This is a genomic window from Mangrovicoccus ximenensis, from assembly GCF_003056725.1.
GTDB lineage: Bacteria > Pseudomonadota > Alphaproteobacteria > Rhodobacterales > Rhodobacteraceae > Mangrovicoccus > Mangrovicoccus ximenensis.
This window is the reverse complement of sequence record NZ_QBKZ01000016.1, coordinates 206,004-221,541: the sequence shown is the minus strand read 5'-3', so window position 1 is coordinate 221,541 and position 15,538 is coordinate 206,004. Positions and strand designations below refer to the sequence as shown.

The following is a 15,538-nucleotide window of genomic DNA, read 5'->3' as shown; positions in this document are numbered from 1 at the left end:
CCCCATTGTTTTCCAACAGGAGTCGCACTTCGAGGCAGCGCGCACCCCAGGTGAGTTCCAACTCGGTTGCGACACCGGTTCCGTTTCAGATCAGCCTGGCCCGTTCTTCGCGGAAAGCTTCGGCCGGTGTCCCGGGGCAGGTAGCGGCGCGCACGGCGGTTCAGGGTCTCGATCCGGCCCTTCTGCCACGGCGCCTGCGGGTCGCAGAAACAGCTCCCGGTGCCCATGCCGGTGCCGAGTTCGCGTCAGGCGCCGAACTCGACTCCACGGTCGAAGGTGATCGACTGCCTGGCCGCCAGGGGCAGCGGCGAGAGGGCACTGATGATGCGGTCGTTGTTCCGGATCAACACCGCGAACCACGTCCGGCGCTCGGCCATGGACAGACGTTGGCGTCGCCAAGGTGGCGTTTGAAGATCATCAGGTCATTCGCGCCGCTTTCGCGGCCGCACAGCGGCCACGGTCGCCGCTCATTCCCAATGGCCAAACCCTTGGCGTTCATTGATTTCCCGGGACGCGCATGGATCGAGCGGTTGGCAAAGAAAACCCGGTCCCGCGGCGTGCGGCCGCGGCGCGCACGGCGCCTCTTCCGCCGTTCCGGCAGATGGCGGGCAAGGCCTGCCCGATCATCGGGGACATCCTGCCGGAGCGGGCCATGGCATGGCGCTGCCTGTCTGCCGGGACGTGAGGCCCGTTCGGCCGCGTCGCGGGGTCATGGCGCGGCTCCGTCCTGCGGGCCGGGCGGCTGTCCTGCCAGTTCCGCTGCGCGTTCGAGGAGGTCGGCGACGTCCTCTGCGGTGGCATGCCGCTTCCGGAGGTAGTCGTGAAGCGTCCGGCAGTCCCTTGGCAGCGCCTGCGCCCAGGCGAGCGCCAGCTCATGGAGGCTCCCGTCATCCGCCAGCCCGGCCTGCTGCCGGGCAGCGTCGAATTGGAACGGGCCGAGGCCCTGTGCGCGCGCGGCCTGCGCGAGAAGCCGCAGGCGGTCCTGTGTCGTCATGATGGGCATCGCCGGGTGTCCTTGCTGCTTCGAGAAGTATTTCACTGAAAGATTTGATGAATGAAGCAGGCAAATGGGGGTGGGATGACCTTTCATCAAGGGTTTCGTTGACAGTTTCATCAAACAGCTCAATGATGGCCTCGATGAAATCGCTCCGGGCAAAATCAGGGCGGCGCGTGACCGCACGGGACCGCCAGCGCGAGGCAACCATTGCCCGCCTCCTCGAAGCCGCGCGCGAGCTCTTCGCGGCGCATGGGATGGAGAATGTCTCGGTGACCGAAATCGGGCGCGCGGCCGGCGTGTCGCCGAGCCTGATCAACGCCTATTTCGATGGAAAGGCGGGGCTGCTCTATGCGCTGGTCCGCGAGACCAATGCGCCGCAGCTCGAGGCCTCCCTGGACATCGCGGCGGGTCCGGGACCGGCGGAGGACCGGCTCTTCGCGGTGCTCAGGTTCTGGGCCGAAGGCGATCTGTCCGATCCAGCCATGCTCGCCGTGATGCAGGCCTATTCCTGGACCTGGCCCGCCGAAACGGAGGCGGAGAACCGGGCGGAACGCGCCAAGTTCGAGGCCGTCCTTGCGGATTTGCTGAGGGGGGGGGCGGCAGCGGGCGAATTCCGCCCGGACGTGCCCGCCGGGGAGACCGCGGTGTCGATCTTCGCGATCTACACCTGGACCATGCGCATGGCGGTTTTCGAGGGGCTGGGTCCGGACCAGTGCATCGGGCGGCTGCGCGGCCAGCTGCTGCCGCTGCTGAGGCCGCCGGGCACCTGACGCCGCGGCCGGGACCCGTGTCCGGGCCGGGGCGGCACATGTCCCGCTAGACGCCTCCGGCCCCTTGCGGCGGCTCGGGCGCCGCGCCCTGTCTCAGTCCAGGTCGACGGCCACTTCTTGGTGCAGCGCGCCGTCCTTGCCGAAGATCAGGATGCGGCTGTCTTCGGTGACCACGGCATGCCAGCCGGGACCGGCGGTGACCGCGACCGGCACGGTGCCTGCGGGCAGCGACAGCTCGGCGGGCACCGCGATCTTCGCACTGTCCGCCGAGAAGCGCATGACAAAGAGCCCGATGATGGTTATGAGGCCCAGAATCATCACCCCCGTCAGAACCGTCACCAGCCGCCTGAGGAATTTCAGCGGGGCCGGTTCCTGATAGTCCTGCGGAGTTGTCTCCATGTCGTCCACGTCCCGTCTCCTCGAGATTGCGATCCAGGCCGATCCGCCCGCGCGCCTTGATAAGGCGCTGGCGCGGGATGTGCCAGAAGAGGAGAGCCTCAGCCGCTCGCGGCTGGCCAAGCTCATCGCCGAAGGCGCGGTCCGCCGTGCGGGAGAGGTCCTCGCCGATCCCAAGGCCAAGGTGGCCGAGGGCGACGTGATCGAGATCGCCATCGGCCCGGCCGAGGAGATCGACGCCAAGCCCGAGGCGATCCCGCTGGAGATCGTCTTCGAGGATGACGAACTGATCGTGGTCAACAAGCCGGTCGGCATGGTGGTGCATCCGGCGCCGGGCACGCCCTCGGGCACGCTGGTCAACGCGCTGATGCATCATTGCGCCGACACGCTGTCGGGAATCGGCGGCGCGCTGCGTCCGGGGATCGTGCACCGCATCGACAAGGACACCTCGGGCCTTCTGGTCGTGGCGAAATCCGACCGAGCGCATCACGGGCTGGCCGGGCAATTCGCCGCCCATACCGTCGAGCGCGAATACCGGGCGGTCGTGCATGGCGTGCCGGATGCGGGCGATCCGCGGCTGCGCGGCCTGCGCGGCATCTCGATGGAGCCGGGCGGGGTGATCCGCATCGCCACCGAGCTGGGCCGCCACCGCACCGACCGCCAGAAGCAGGCGGTGATGTGGGCGAACGGGCGGCGCGCGGTGACGCGGGCGCGGGTGGAGGAAGATTTCGGCGCCGCCGCGCTGGTCACCTGCTGGCTGGAAACTGGCCGCACCCACCAGATCCGCGTCCACATGAGCTATGCCGGGCATGCCCTGCTGGGCGACGACACCTATGGCGGGCGGCGCAAGCTGCCGAAGACCATGCCCGAGGCGGCGCGTGCCTTTGCCCAGGACTTCCCGCGCCAGGCGCTGCATGCCGCGACGCTGGGCTTCGAGCATCCGGCGACCGGCGCGCATCTGAGCTTCGACGCGCCGCTGCCGCAGGACATGGAAGACCTGCTCGCCGCGCTGCGTACGGAACCCGCCGCCGGGTGAGGCTGGGTGCTCAGCGGAGTTCGCGTTCCATCCAGTCCGCGAGATCGCCGAGCCGGTGGGCGAAATCGCGGGGATCGGCATCGGGTTCGCGGGCCTGGCCGAGGACCCAGCGCAGGTCGCTGTCCCGCGCGGGATGGCGGCGCGCGGCTCTCTCGACATGTTCTTCGAGCGTCTCCGGCCAGTCCGGATCGCTGTCGCAGCGCAGCATGTTGGTCGAGCGGACCAGCTTGCGCGCGGCCTCCCGCATCAGCCGCCGGGCCTGCGGCTCGGGAGGGTCCTGGGCCAGCGCTGCCCGGTAGCCCGCCAGCACCCGCCCGAAATCTCCGTTCACCGCCAGGGCCAGCGCCTTGGACGGCCGGAAAAGCCGGATGCCGACCGAAAGGTCCGCGCCCGCGAGGCAGCGGCAGTGGTGGCGCAGCCAGTAGCGCCAGGCCATCGCGCTGTCCTGCGAGGCGAGATCGCGGAGGCTGCCGATGTCGAAATCGACCTTCGCGACGACCGGATGGGCCGCTTCCAGCGCTGTCCGGATCGCCTCGAGCTCCTGGCGGGCGCTGTCCTCCGCAGGCCCGTGCAGCACCAGCGTCAGGTCGAGATCGGAGCGGCCCGGCAGGGCGCGCCCGGCGGCGACGCTGCCATAGACATAGACGCTGTGGACCAGCGGGCATCTCCGCGGCGCCAGGCGGGCCTCCGCATCCGCCAGCAGCGGGCGGAACGCGTCCTGGAAGGCGGCCTGCGGCACCGTCCGGATCAGCCCGCCGGGGCCGGTGCCGATCGCGGGGGCATCGCCGGGCAGGGGGGGGGGCCGCTCTGGTCCCGCGCTTTCATTTCCGTGTTCCTCCCGCCGGGAACATGCGTCCCGGGCACCCGTTACATCCCCTCATATGCCGGTGAGGAGAGTGACACAGTCTCGCAAATGCGCACAAGCCATGCGCTAATGATGCCAGCCAAAAGCTGGACGCGCAGACTTGTAAACCGACCGGTTCAGTTCTAGCTTATGTGAAAGCGTGTTACATCAGGCCCCGGAGGTCGACCAATGAGCAACTACGGCAATCTTCCCGCCCCGAGTCCCGAACAGGGGCTCAACCGTTACCTACAGGAAATCCGCCGGTTCCCGATGCTGGAACCGGAAGAGGAATACATGCTGGCCAAGCGCTGGGTCGAGGATCAGGACACCGAGGCGGCCCACAAGATGGTCACCTCGCACCTGCGCCTCGCCGCCAAGATCGCCATGGGCTACCGCGGCTACGGGCTGCCGCAGGCCGAGGTAATCTCGGAGGCCAATGTCGGCCTCATGCAGGCGGTGAAGCGTTTCGATCCCGAGAAGGGCTTCCGCCTGGCCACATATGCGATGTGGTGGATCCGGGCGTCGATTCAAGAGTACATCCTGCGCTCCTGGAGCCTTGTGAAGCTGGGCACCACCTCGGCGCAGAAGAAGCTGTTCTTCAACCTGCGCAAGGCCAAGGCACGGATCGGCGCGCTGGAGGACGGCGACCTGCGCCCCGAGCATGTCCGCAAGATCGCCGAGGACCTGAACGTGTCCGAGGACGAGGTGATCTCGATGAACCGGCGCCTCAGCTCGGGCGATGCCTCGCTGAACGCCACCGTCGGCGCCGATGACGAGGGCTCGACCCAGTGGCAGGACTGGCTCGAGGACACCGATGCCAACCAGGCGCAGAGCTACGAGGAAAACAACGAACTCTCGGTCCGCCGCGAGCTCCTGGCTGAAGCCATGTCGGTTCTGAACGACCGCGAGAAGGACATTCTCGCCGAGCGCCGCCTGCAGGAGAGCCCGATGACGCTGGAGGACCTGTCCGCGCGCTACAATGTCAGCCGCGAGCGCATCCGCCAGATCGAGGTCCGCGCCTTCGAGAAGCTGCAGAAGCGGATGCGCGAGCTGGGCCGCGAGAAGGGGATGGGGGTCACCGCCTGACGATCTTCCGCCTGACCCACGCTTGACCGACACAGAAGCCCCGGCCGCCGCGCCGGGGCTTTTTCACGCCGCGATCAGCATTTTCCGTGGCGGCGCGCCTCTGTGTCCGCGGGCACAGAATCCTCCGGCGCGGCGGCGCATTCTGGCTCCAGGATGGCCGCGGAGCTGGCCGGTCCGGCAAAACAGGAGGAATACAGCCATGAAAGACATGCTTTTCGAGACCCCGAACATGAGCCTTGCAATCGCCCCCGCGAGCTCGACGAACGTCAATTCCTGGAAGGTGTCGACCGCCCGCGGCACGCAGTCCGGCGTCGGCGTGACCGTCGGCGGGGCCGGGGCCTGGGCCCGGCTGACCGGCAAGATGCATTTCGATCTGCATTCGCTCGAGAAATCGAGCACCTACCAGCAGATGAAGAAGGACTATTCGATCGGCGGCGGCATCAGCGGATTCTGGGGCTGGCTGGGCCTCGGCGCCAATGCCTCGACGCACAAATCCGAGATCCACCAGGTCTTCCACGAGATTTCGCAGACCCAGAAAGTGCAGGGCCATGCCAAGTTCGACCTGGAGGTGTCCGGCCAGTTTCCCAACGTGCAGGTCAACGCATCGGCCTATGTGCTGGTGATGCAGGTCACGGATGCTTCGGGCAACACCTACACGATGGCCTCGAGCGGCGACCCGGCCAGCGATACCGGCGCGCAGGATTCGAGCGGCACGGCGCTGCCGGACCGCAACAATTCCAGCACGATCACCATCTGAGGCCGGCGGGGACGGCAGGCGGCCGCAGCGGCGGCCGCTTTCCGCCCGCTTGCATGCGATGAACATCGTTCCGCTGTCCCCCTCCATCCCGGCCCGCAACGCCGCGCTCGCGCCGCTGGCCCGGCCGATGCATCCCCGCGATCTGGGCGGCGTGCTGCAGGTCGGCAGCAACGAGGTCCTGGCGCCCGGAAGGCGGTCGGGCGGCACCCTGTCCGGGTGCCGTTGCGGCAGGACGATCCCGCCCTGCCGGACAGGCTCAGGCGGCGGCGAGCGCCTCGTCGAGGAGCTGGCGCAGCACCGGAACCGCGACCTCCGACGTGACGAAGGCCTCGCCCACCCGCGCCCGGGTCAGCGCCAGATGCTCCCAAGTCCAGGCCTCCGTCTCCTGATAGCTCTTGAAGGCCGCCCACCCGGTCGCCACCGGCCCCTGCCGCCCCGAGGGGCGCAGCCGCATGTCGACCTCGTAGAGCGTGCCTTCGGACATCTGTGCCGACAGCGCGGTGACGAAGGCCTTGGTCAGCCGCGCATAGTAGGTCCGGGCATCGAGCGGGCGGCGCCCGTCCGACATCGCGTCCCCGGGCGCGTCATAGATCACGATCAGGTCGAGATCCGAGGTCGCCGCCAGGTTCCGCGCCCCGAGCGAGCCCATGCCCACCACCGCGCCGCCGCGTCCCGGCAGCGTGCCGTGCTTCTCGGCGAACTGCGCCACCACCACAGGGGTCAGCACCTCGAGAACCGCCTCGGCGAGGTCGGAATACTCGGCCGCCGCCTCCTTCGCGCCGATCAGCCCGCGCAGCAGGTGCACGCCGATCCGGAACCGCCATTCCTATCGCCGGGGCGCCGGAGCTGTCGGAGGAGATCGAGGCGTTCCGCCGCGGGGTGATTGCCGGGGAGGCCGATGCCGCCAAGGTGCTGGCGGATCTGCAGGACATGCGCGAGCGGCTGCGGGCGGGCAAGCCGCGCAAGGGGCCCTGGGACACCGAGAACGGCCCCGGGGGGCGCCAGGATGTCGAGCTCCTGGCCTCGGCCTGCGCGCTGGTTACCGGCTGCCCGGACCGCGATCCGGAGGTGCAGCTGCGCTCGGGCTTCGTGGCGCCCGAGGTTGCCGAAGAGCTGATCGGCCATCTGCGGTTCTTCGGGGTGCTCAAGCAGGCGGGCCGGCTGCTGACCGGGGGGCGGCCCGATCCGGCGCATCTGGGGCAGGGCGGCCGCGACATGCTCCTGCGGGACACGGGAACGCCGGACATTGGCTCCCTGGAGGCACATATCGCCGAGGTTCTGGCGCATTCGGCCAAGATCGTGGACGCTGCCGTCCAATCCTGTCAGGATTGACAGGTTGTCGCAGATCGCTAGCTTGAGGCCATGCCGACTCGCAAGCTTCCAGCTGATCCCGATCCCGATGGCCTGATCCGCGATGCCTACCGGATCGACGGCATCGGGCTGTCCGACTGCCGGGCGATGTTCCTGGACTGGTCGCTGTCCATCCCCGAGGGGGTGGAGCCCTGCCTCGCCCTGCGTGCGCTTCTCGAGCTGCACGGGACCGGGGCGCCCGACCATCCGATGACGCGCATCTTGGCGAAGGGACTGGCAAACGCGCCCGCCCCGCGCCGCCGCCGCCGCAACCGGAATACCGGCGCGGCCGCCTGAGCTCCCCGCCGCCCTTCCCGATCCCTGCATGCCGGTGCCGCTGTCCGTGCCGGGCTGCCTTCCCGTCCTGTCGATCAGTCTGCGCTGACCGGCTGCCGTGCATTTTGCGCCGGGCCTGCGGATCTGTGTTGGGACATGTCGCCTGTCCTGTCCTGCTCGCCGCCCGATTGCGCCGGTCTACAGCCCGGGACGTGCAAGCCCGGCACGGACTGGCTGTCCTGCCCCGGGGGAGGATGGAGCGTCGCGGAGGGCGGGACGCCACTCCTGCCACGTGACGGCAGTTGGCCAGGCGACCGGCGTGCGTTGGCGCCGCTGCATGGGGCGGGGACTGCCGACCCGCAGCGACTGCGGACGCCGGGGGGCCTAGCCAAGACAGCCGCGCTGGGCCGGTCGGGGTGGATCTTGCGCCAGTCGCGCACGGCATAAGCCGCGGCTGGCGCAACAGGGGGTAGGGTTGGGTGAACGGTGGTCCTCGGAGAAAGCGGGTGCTCCAAGCGCGATGCGCGGCTGATCCCTGCCATCGTTGCCCGCACGGTTGCCCATAACAGGGGGATGTGCGTCGGGGACGGGGCCGCATGCGCTGGGCCCGTGGGGCTGGTGCGGCAGGGCATGTCTGCCCTTCGATCGGCGGCCCGGAGACGGACGCGGGAGACGGGAGGGGCGCGGCATTGCCGTGCAGCGCAGGCCGGATTTGAGGCGCGATCCGCGCCGGGGGCGCGTGGCTGCCTTCCTGTCTGCTTTCCGGCAGGCAGGGCAACGCCTCGGCGCCGTTGCGGCGTAGGCATCGGCGGCTCCGGCGACCTGGGCAAAGAGCTGTACGGTCAAGCGGGCATGTGCCGGGACCCGGGCATGGCAGATCGCCGGGGAGGCATCGGCCGGAAGGAGAGCTCCGCAAGCGGGAGGGATGTGCCGTCCTTGGCTTGGCACGCAGGCAGAACCGGAGGATGGCAGCAGGGAGCGCATGGGGGCTGCGCCGGGTGTGGCCGGACCCAGGCATTTGCCTTTTTGCCTTGACGCTTGGCATGCGGGCCGGCACGTTCTCCCGTCTCCCGTCTCCCGTCTCCCGTCTCCCGGCCAATTTCCAGCTTCCAACGGTCGAAGTTCGGGGACTCCGGCAGCGGGGGAAGAATGAACAAGCGCGGCGACGCCCCTTTCCGCAAGGGCAAGTACCACCACACCATGGTCGTTTCCGGCCCGAAGCTCCATGCGGATGCGGTCGCGCTCAACCGCGCCGCCCGGGAAGAACGCAGGATCGAGGTGATCCACGCCGCCTCGGTCGAGCCCGGAGTCTACTGCGAGGACGTCGATCTGAAGATGGAAGAGGTGAACGGCAATGCCTTCCGGTTCTGCAAGCCGCAGGATGCTCGGCTCGCCAACGGCGTGGAATTCGCGACCCACTGGGCACATAGCCGGAGCGCGACGGGCAAGGTAACCCGCAAGGACGCCAAGGACCCCGTCACCAGACATTCCTGCAACCGGACGACCGAGACCGGCGCCGACATGAGCCGCTATTCGGGCGTCCAAGCCTGGCTGCACCAGGATGCCAGCGCGCCCTTCGAATTCGACGCGCTCTACCGCGCCTTCAAATGGGCCACGAGGATGCGGACCGGGTTCAGCAAGACCAGCGGCACGACCTGCTGCGCCTTCATCACCGCCTGCTTCCAGGCGGCGGCCGTCGACCACTTCACGCGGGACCACAGGAATACCGCGGCCATCCTGGCGCTGCTTGCCGAGCTGCGCGGCGAGAAGATGCCGAAGCAGGAGCGGCAGTCGCTCTTCGTCGAAGCCGGGCCGAAGAAGAAGAAAATTGCCCTCGGGGCGCTGCGCGAACATGCCAATCCCGGCGGGTTCAAGCCGCATCTCTTCGGCGTGAACGACTATTGCCGCTTCGTGACCAAGGAGGTCATGGGCGTCGGGGAGATCGTCGAGGAGCTGCTCCCCTCGGCGCTGCTGGTCGATGCCAAGTTCAATTGCAGCAAGAATTTCGAGAGGATGGCAAACCGCCGCAACAGCGGCTTCTACCGCGTGCTCCAGCGGCGCCGGCGGCGCGGCTGCGCGCAAACTTCCCCTGCCCGGACGCGAACTTCCCGCTATAGTCCCGTGCAGGGGCGCCAGTTGCCGGCGCCCGACGCGTAGCCAGTTAACGAGAGGTTTCATGGCCCTGCCCTCCAAGACCCAGACGAAAATCTGGGGTGTCGCCGCCGTCCTGACCCTGGCCGTGCTGTGGTTCCTCGGACCGCAGCTGCTGCCCTTCGTGATCGGCGCGGCGATTGCCTATCTGCTCGACCCGGTGGCCGACCGGCTGGAGGCCGCGGGGCTGAGCCGGGCGCTGTCGGTCGCGGTGATCTCGCTGGTTGCGCTCCTGCTCTTCGTGATCTGCCTCCTGCTGATCATCCCCTCTCTGGTCAGCCAGTCGGTCTCCTTCGTCGAGGCGCTGCCGGGCTACCTGCAATCCTTCCGCGACTTCCTCGCCGCGCGCTTCCCCGAGCAGCTGCAGGAGGGCTCGGCGCTGCAGCAGGGCCTGTCCTCCGTGATCGAGACGCTGAAATCCCGCGGCGGCGAATTGCTGAACACCGCGCTCTCCTCGGCGGTGAGCTTCGTCAACGTGCTGACGCTGATCGTCATCGTGCCGGTCGTGTCGGTCTACCTGCTGGTCGACTGGGACCGGATGATCGCGCGCATCGACGAGCTGCTGCCGCGCGACCACGCCCCCGTGATCCGCCGCATCGCCGCCGAGATCGACGACACGCTGTCGGGCTTCGTGCGCGGACAGGGCACGGTCTGCCTGATCATGGGGGTCTATTACGCAGTCGGGCTGATGCTGGCCGGGCTGAATTTCGGCATGCTGATCGGCACGCTGGCGGGCATCGTCACCTTCATCCCCTTCGTCGGCGCGATCCTCGGCGGCGTCCTCGCCATCGGCGTCTCCATCGTCCAGTTCTGGGACACGCCGCTGATGATCGGCGTCGTGGCCGGGGTGTTCTTCCTCGGCCAGTTCCTCGAAGGCAACCTGATCACGCCCAAGCTCGTCGGCGACTCGGTCGGCCTGCACCCGGTCTGGCTGCTGCTGGCGCTGTCGGTCTTCGGCGCAATCTTCGGCTTCGTCGGGCTGCTGGTCGCCGTGCCGCTGGCCGCGATGATCGGCGTTCTTGTTCGGTTCTTCGTCGACCAGTACAAGACCGGACGACTCTATCTCGGCTACGAGGCGCTGACCCGGCGCCCCGGCGCCCCCGCCCCGCAGCCCTCCGCGCCCCTCGAGGACAGGACCGACCCGGCAGAAAGCCCCTGACCCCGCCCGATGACCGACGCCGCCGAACCCCAGCTTGTCCTCGACGTGCTTTCCGGCACGGTCTGCATGACGCGCGGCAGCTTCTTCGAGGGCCCCTGCAACACCGAAGCCCTCTCGGAGATCCTGACCTCGGATTTCTGGGACGGCGAACCGCGGGTGCTGACCGGGACGGCGAATGTCGGCAAGACCCATCTGGCGCAGGTCTTCGCGCAGGAGACCGGCGCCCTGATGCTCGCCGCCGGACGGCTGGCCGCCGACAGCGTGCCGCGCGCCGCCGAGCGCCCCGCGGTGGTTCTGGAGGACGCGCATGAGCTGGCCGGGGACGCGATCCGCGAGCAGATCGCCTTCCACCTGTTCAACCAGGCGCGCGACCTCGGCCAGCCGCTCCTGGTCACCGGGCGCGGCGTCGCGGGCCAGCGGCGCGCGCTCGGGGTCGTTGCCGGGGCGGATCTCCTGCGGCAGCGTCAGCTGCGGCACGTCGCCGATCCCCGCCGAGCCGCGGCCCGAAAGCGACGGCGTCTTCATGAAGAAGTCGTGGCAGCTGAAGGCGCCCGGCGCCCGCGCGGTGTCCGGGCGCAGGAACTTGCCGTCGGGCATCAGCACCCAGCTATGCGCCTCGTCGCGCAGGTTGGCGGCCATCACCTGCTCGACGATCTGGTCGCGCACCGTGTCGTTGTGGATCTCGACCAGCGTCTCCACCCGGCGGTTCAGGTTGCGCCCCATCCAGTCGGCCGAGGAGATGAAGACCCGCGCCGCATCCGAGGGCAGCCCGCCGCCATTGCCGAAGCAGACGATCCGCGAATGCTCGAGGAACCGGCCGACGATCGACTTGACGCGGATGTTCTCGCTGAGCCCCTTGATGCCCGGCCGCACGCCGCAGATGCCGCGCACCACCAGGCTGATCTTCACGCCGGCCTGGCTGGCCTTGTAGAGCGCGTCCACCACCTCGGGGTCGATCACCGCGTTGAGCTTGGCCCAGACCTCGGCGGGGCGGCCCTGGGCGGCATGCAGCGCCTCGCGCTCCAGCGCCTCCAACAGGAACGGCTTCAGCGTGTGGGGGCTGATCTTCAGGTTCTCGAGCGTGTCGGGCTTGGCGTAGCCCGAGAGGTAGTTGAAGATCCGCGTGGCGTCGCGCCCCAGTGCCTCGTCGCAGGTCAAGAGGCTGACATCGGTGTAGATGCGCGCGGTGATCGGGTGGTAGTTGCCGGTGCCGTAATGCGAATAGGTCACCAGCCGGTCGCCTTCGCGGCGCACCACCGAGCTGATCTTGGCATGGGTCTTGTAGTTGGTGAAGCCGTAGACGACATGCACGCCGGCGCGTTCCAGCATCCGGCTCTGGCGGATGTTCGCGGCCTCGTCGAAGCGTGCCTTGAGTTCCACCAGCGCGGTGACCGACTTGCCGTCCTCGGCTGCCTCGCAGAGCGCCGCCACGATCGGGCTGTCGCGCGAGGTGCGGTAGAGCGTCTGCTTGATCGCCAGGACGTTCGGGTCGCGCGCCGCCTGCTGCAGGAAGCGCACCACCATGTCGAAGCTTTCATAGGGGTGGTGCAGCAGCATGTCCTTCTGGCGGACCGCGCTGAAGATGTCGCCGTCGAAATCCTGCACCCGTTCCGGCACGCGCGGCGTGTAGGACGGCCACAGCAGGTCGGGCCGGTTGTCCAGAACCAGCTCCTTCAGGTCGACGACGCCGATCATCCCCTTGATGTCGACCACTTCGCCGTCCTTCAGGCCGGTTTCATGGATGATCATCCGGCGCAGTTCCTCCGGCGCGCCGGCCGAGATCTTCATGCGGATGACCTCGCCGCGGCGGCGGCGCTTCAGCGCCACCTCGAATTCGCGCACCAGATCCTCGGCCTCTTCCTCGACCTCGAGATCCGAGTTCCGCAGGATCCGGAAGGCGCAGTCGCCGATCAGGTCGTAGCCGGGGAAGAGATGCTCGACATGCAGCAGCAGCAGCTCTTCGAGCGGCAGGAACCGCTGGCGGCGCGAGCGGTCGGGCGGCAGGGCGAGGAAGCGCGGCACCTGGCCCGGCACCGGCAGCAGTGCGCGCAGGTGGCGCTTGTCGCTGCGCCGTTCCAGCATCAGCGCCAGCGCGAAGCCGCCGTTCTGGATGAAGGGGAAGGGATGCGCGGGATCGACGGCCAGCGGCGTCAGCACCGGGAAGACCTGGGAGAGGAAATGCTGCTCCATCACGGTCCGGTCGGCGGCATTGAGCCCCTTGCGGTTCACCACGACGATGCCCTCGGCCTCCATTTCCTTGTGCAGCAGGTTCCAGCAGCGCTGCTGCTCCTGCATCAGCGCGCGGGCATCGGCATCGATCAGCGCCAGCTGCTCGGCCGGGGTCAGCCCGTCGGCGGCCGGATTGGTAATGCCGGAATTTGCCAGCTCGCGCAGGCCTGCGACGCGCACCGTGTAGAATTCGTCGAGATTGTTCGCGGAAATCGAGACGAAGCGCAGCCGTTCCAGAAGCGGCACGTCGGGATTGCCGGCCTCTTCGAGAACGCGCCAGTTGAAGGCCAGCCAGCTCAGTTCGCGGTTGAAGAAGCGTCCGGGGCTCTCGGGATCGAATCCGGCAAGCTCGGTCGGCTCGGGAAAATCGGCATTCAGGAAATCTGCGGTGTTCAGGACCGCGGGGTCGGCGGGTGGAAAGGCGATATTAATTCTGGGCCTCCTCGGGGATCAGGTCCCTCTTGTTCTTGTGTCAGGATCTCGCGGATCATGCTGCGGTCGATGCGGCGGTTCCGGAGCAGGTTGGTCTGGTCCAGCGCGGCCACCAGCGCAGAGGCGGCGGCAAAGGACCGTTCCATCCGGTGGAGCGCATATTCCACCGTCTCCGGCTGAACCGCAAGCTGGCGGTCGGAAAAAAGCTTGATCAGCACCATTCTGAGCGTGTCCATGTCGGGATTGGACACCCGCAGCTGCGCCGCGGCGGTGAGGCGGCTCGACAGGTCCGGCAGGGTCAGGCCCCAGTCGCGCACCGCGCCGCGCCCGGTGACCAGGAGCGGCTGGCCGAGGTCGGCGATGGCCGCGGTCATGCGACCTTGCGTGACAAGGCGCTTTGTGGCGTCCAGTTCCAGGGCAGAAGCTCCGGCACGCGCGAGACCTTGGTGTCCGGCAGCCGCGCCAGCACGTCGGCAAGCCAGGCCTGTGGATCTATGCCGTTCATCTTCGCCGTCACGATCAGCGTGTACATGAAGGCCGCCCTGTCGCCGCCGCGTCCGGAACCTGCGAAGAGCCAGGATTTCCGGCCGAGGGCGACGCCCCCGAGCGATCGCTCCGCCGCGTTGTTGGTCAGGCAGATGCGGCCGTCGTCGAGGAAGCGGGTGAAGGCGGCCCAGCGGTCGCCGGGCAGCAGGTAGTCGATCGCCTTGGCGACGGGCGCGTGCCGTGACATCCGCCCGCGTTCCGATGCCAGCCAGTCGTGCAGGCCCGTGACCAGAGGTCGGGCAAGGTCCCGTCGCGCGGCAAGGCGCTCGTCTGCAGGCATGCCGTTGATCTCTCGCTCGATGTCGAACAGCGCGTCGATCCGGGACACCGCCTCCAGCGCCATGGGCGATATCTCGTGCGCGGGGCGCTTCTTGCGGACCTGTCCGGCAATGTCGGCAAGCTCGAAGAACTTGCGCCGCGCATGTGCCCAGCAGAGCGCGCTGGCCACCGGCGCCGGGGCACGGTCCCCGAGGTAGAGATCGTTGTAGCCGCCATAGGCGTCGGCCTGCAGGATGCCGGTCCATCCCGCCAGGTGGCCGTTGGGATGGGTCTTTTCGCGGTCGGTCGAGAAGAAGAACAGCGCCGCCGGGGGCGCGCCGCCCGCGAAGGGGCGGTCATCGCGCACATAGGTCCAGAGCCGCGCCGTGACCGTGCCGCCCTTCGCCAGCAGCGGCACCGTGGTGTCGTCGCCGTGCAGCCGTTCCGCCGCCAGGACATGGGCCCGGATCAGCTCGTGGATGGGTCCCAGCGCCGCCGCGCAGGCGCCCACCTGATCTGCCAGGGTCGAGACGCTGAGCTCGACGCCTTCGCGGGCAAAGCGTTCGGACAGGCGGTTCAGCGGCTGGTGCTGGCCGAACTTCTCGAACAGGACCGTGGCCAGCAGGTTCGGACCGGCCCAGCCGCGCGGCGTCGCATGGAACGGCGCGGGCGCCTGGCTGATCTTCTCGCAATCCCGGCAGGTGAACTTCTCGCGGACGGTCTGGATCACCTTCCACTGGCGCGGGATGACCTCCAGCGTCTCGGTGACGTCTTCGCCCAGCTTCGCGATCCGGGCCGAGCCGCAGCACGCGCAGGCGGTCGGCGCCTCGATCACCACCTTCTCGCGCGGCAGGTGCTCCGGGAACGGCTTGCGCGCCGGGCGGCGGCGCTCGAAGGCGGCAACGGTGGTGGTCTTCCCCGCCTTCCCGGCGGCGATCGCGTCCTCGGTGGCAGAGGCCTCGAGCTCCTCGAGCTGCATCTCCATCTGGTCGATCAGCCTGGCGCGGCGCTCGGAGCTGTTCCCGTATTGGGCGCGGCGCAGCTTGGCGATCTCCAGCCGGAGATGCTGGATTGCGGCCTCGGCCGCCGAGACCAACCCGCGCGCGCCAGCCAGTTCGCGCTCGGCCGTGTCCGCCCGTCCGGATTCCGCTGCGGCGCGTGTCTCCGCAGCCGCGAGGGCGGCACGCAGGCGGGCGATTTCGGCAGCGGCATCGGTCATGCGGAAAGTCTATCACGACCCTCGCAGGGGCA

The 15,538-nt window shown here is 68.6% G+C and carries 13 protein-coding genes and 3 pseudogenes; 8 read left to right on the top strand and 8 right to left on the bottom strand.

All coding sequences use genetic code 11. The annotated features are described in order from the left end of the window. Positions 1 to 125 precede the first annotated feature (125 nt). Positions 126 to 293, bottom strand: a pseudogene (locus C7T91_RS40445) (IS30 family transposase); the annotation flags it as partial. A 416-nt stretch (positions 294 to 709) separates the two neighbouring features. After that, the gene (locus C7T91_RS21300) at positions 710 to 1,114 is read right to left on the bottom strand and encodes a hypothetical protein (RefSeq protein WP_161556038.1); all 405 of its coding nucleotides are present in this window, start codon (positions 1,112 to 1,114) and stop codon (positions 710 to 712) included. 56 nt (positions 1,115 to 1,170) lie between these two features. On the opposite strand from C7T91_RS21300, the gene C7T91_RS21295 reads away from it, so the two are divergent. Next, positions 1,171 to 1,767 carry a TetR/AcrR family transcriptional regulator gene (locus tag C7T91_RS21295; protein WP_161556037.1) on the top strand — a complete coding sequence of 199 codons (597 nt, stop codon included), beginning with the start codon at positions 1,171 to 1,173 and terminating at the stop codon, positions 1,765 to 1,767. A gap of 93 nt (positions 1,768 to 1,860) precedes the next feature. Here the strand turns inward: C7T91_RS21295 and C7T91_RS21290 are convergent, their stop codons facing one another. Then, positions 1,861 to 2,166: a DUF6476 family protein gene (locus C7T91_RS21290; RefSeq protein ID WP_108261676.1), complete on the bottom strand. Its 306-nt coding sequence runs from the start codon at positions 2,164 to 2,166 to the stop codon at positions 1,861 to 1,863. Here C7T91_RS21290 and C7T91_RS21285 point away from each other — a divergent pair. Further along, on the top strand, positions 2,165 to 3,199 hold the full coding sequence (locus C7T91_RS21285) for a pseudouridine synthase (RefSeq protein WP_108261007.1): 1,035 nt from the start codon (positions 2,165 to 2,167) through the stop codon (positions 3,197 to 3,199). The genes C7T91_RS21290 and C7T91_RS21285 overlap by 2 nt on opposite strands. A gap of 10 nt (positions 3,200 to 3,209) precedes the next feature. Here C7T91_RS21285 and C7T91_RS21280 read toward each other — a convergent pair whose 3' ends face one another. Next, on the bottom strand, positions 3,210 to 3,938 hold the full coding sequence (locus tag C7T91_RS21280) for a nucleotidyltransferase domain-containing protein (protein WP_161556036.1): 729 nt from the start codon (positions 3,936 to 3,938) through the stop codon (positions 3,210 to 3,212). A 294-nt stretch (positions 3,939 to 4,232) separates the two neighbouring features. Here C7T91_RS21280 and rpoH point away from each other — a divergent pair, with 294 nt between their 5' ends. Together rpoH and C7T91_RS21270 are read left to right on the top strand one after the other, a co-directional pair. Beyond that, a complete protein-coding gene (rpoH, locus tag C7T91_RS21275; RefSeq protein WP_108261005.1) occupies positions 4,233 to 5,129 on the top strand; it encodes an RNA polymerase sigma factor RpoH in 897 nt (298 codons plus the stop codon). Positions 5,130 to 5,328: 199 nt separating this feature from the next. Beyond that, on the top strand, positions 5,329 to 5,886 hold the full coding sequence (locus C7T91_RS21270; RefSeq protein WP_108261004.1) for a hypothetical protein: 558 nt from the start codon (positions 5,329 to 5,331) through the stop codon (positions 5,884 to 5,886). A gap of 334 nt (positions 5,887 to 6,220) precedes the next feature. Here the strand turns inward: C7T91_RS21270 and C7T91_RS21265 are convergent. Beyond that, positions 6,221 to 6,712: pseudogene (locus C7T91_RS21265) on the bottom strand (glutamine-synthetase adenylyltransferase); the annotation flags it as partial. A 53-nt stretch (positions 6,713 to 6,765) separates the two neighbouring features. Here C7T91_RS21265 and C7T91_RS21260 point away from each other — a divergent pair. The 4 genes from C7T91_RS21260 (at position 6,766) to C7T91_RS21245 (ending at position 10,822) form a co-directional block, all read left to right on the top strand. Then, the gene (locus C7T91_RS21260) at positions 6,766 to 7,218 is read left to right on the top strand and encodes a hypothetical protein (RefSeq protein ID WP_108261002.1); all 453 of its coding nucleotides are present in this window, start codon (positions 6,766 to 6,768) and stop codon (positions 7,216 to 7,218) included. Positions 7,219 to 7,248: 30 nt separating this feature from the next. Next, a complete protein-coding gene (locus C7T91_RS21255; protein ID WP_108261001.1) occupies positions 7,249 to 7,533 on the top strand; it encodes a hypothetical protein in 285 nt (94 codons plus the stop codon). A 1,128-nt stretch (positions 7,534 to 8,661) separates the two neighbouring features. Next, entirely contained in the window at positions 8,662 to 9,669 is a 1,008-nt protein-coding gene (locus tag C7T91_RS21250; RefSeq protein ID WP_108261000.1) for a hypothetical protein, read from the top strand. A 19-nt stretch (positions 9,670 to 9,688) separates the two neighbouring features. Beyond that, positions 9,689 to 10,822 (top strand): AI-2E family transporter, encoded by a 1,134-nt coding sequence (locus tag C7T91_RS21245; RefSeq protein WP_108261674.1) that lies wholly within the window; start codon positions 9,689 to 9,691, stop codon positions 10,820 to 10,822. A 462-nt stretch (positions 10,823 to 11,284) separates the two neighbouring features. Here the strand turns inward: C7T91_RS21245 and C7T91_RS21240 are convergent. From C7T91_RS21240 to tnpC, 3 genes and pseudogenes are all read right to left on the bottom strand, one after another. Then, positions 11,285 to 13,447, bottom strand: a pseudogene (locus C7T91_RS21240) (RNA degradosome polyphosphate kinase); the annotation flags it as partial. Beyond that, positions 13,444 to 13,857, bottom strand: a complete 414-nt coding sequence (locus C7T91_RS33740; RefSeq protein WP_108260999.1) for a P-loop NTPase family protein — start codon at positions 13,855 to 13,857, stop codon at positions 13,444 to 13,446. The gene C7T91_RS33740 and the pseudogene C7T91_RS21240, both read right to left, overlap by 4 nt. Continuing rightward, positions 13,854 to 15,506, bottom strand: a complete 1,653-nt coding sequence (tnpC, locus tag C7T91_RS21230) for an IS66 family transposase (RefSeq protein ID WP_108260998.1) — start codon at positions 15,504 to 15,506, stop codon at positions 13,854 to 13,856. The genes C7T91_RS33740 and tnpC overlap by 4 nt, the downstream gene beginning before the upstream one ends. Positions 15,507 to 15,538 lie beyond the last annotated feature (32 nt).

Excerpts from the sequence above, each read along its gene's own strand:
- C7T91_RS21300 (WP_161556038.1), bottom strand. The coding sequence starts at position 1,114 with ATGAAACTGTCAACGAAACCCTTGATGAAAGGTCATCCCACCCCCATT.
- C7T91_RS21285 (WP_108261007.1), top strand. The coding sequence starts at position 2,165 with ATGTCGTCCACGTCCCGTCTCCTCGAGATTGCGATCCAGGCCGATCCG.
- C7T91_RS21290 (WP_108261676.1), bottom strand. The coding sequence starts at position 2,166 with ATGGAGACAACTCCGCAGGACTATCAGGAACCGGCCCCGCTGAAATTC.
- rpoH (WP_108261005.1), top strand. The coding sequence starts at position 4,233 with ATGAGCAACTACGGCAATCTTCCCGCCCCGAGTCCCGAACAGGGGCTC.
- C7T91_RS21270 (WP_108261004.1), top strand. The coding sequence starts at position 5,329 with ATGAAAGACATGCTTTTCGAGACCCCGAACATGAGCCTTGCAATCGCC.
- C7T91_RS21255 (WP_108261001.1), top strand. The coding sequence starts at position 7,249 with ATGCCGACTCGCAAGCTTCCAGCTGATCCCGATCCCGATGGCCTGATC.
- C7T91_RS21250 (WP_108261000.1), top strand. The coding sequence starts at position 8,662 with ATGAACAAGCGCGGCGACGCCCCTTTCCGCAAGGGCAAGTACCACCAC.
- C7T91_RS21245 (WP_108261674.1), top strand. The coding sequence starts at position 9,689 with ATGGCCCTGCCCTCCAAGACCCAGACGAAAATCTGGGGTGTCGCCGCC.
- C7T91_RS33740 (WP_108260999.1), bottom strand. The coding sequence starts at position 13,857 with ATGACCGCGGCCATCGCCGACCTCGGCCAGCCGCTCCTGGTCACCGGG.
- tnpC (WP_108260998.1), bottom strand. The coding sequence starts at position 15,506 with ATGACCGATGCCGCTGCCGAAATCGCCCGCCTGCGTGCCGCCCTCGCG.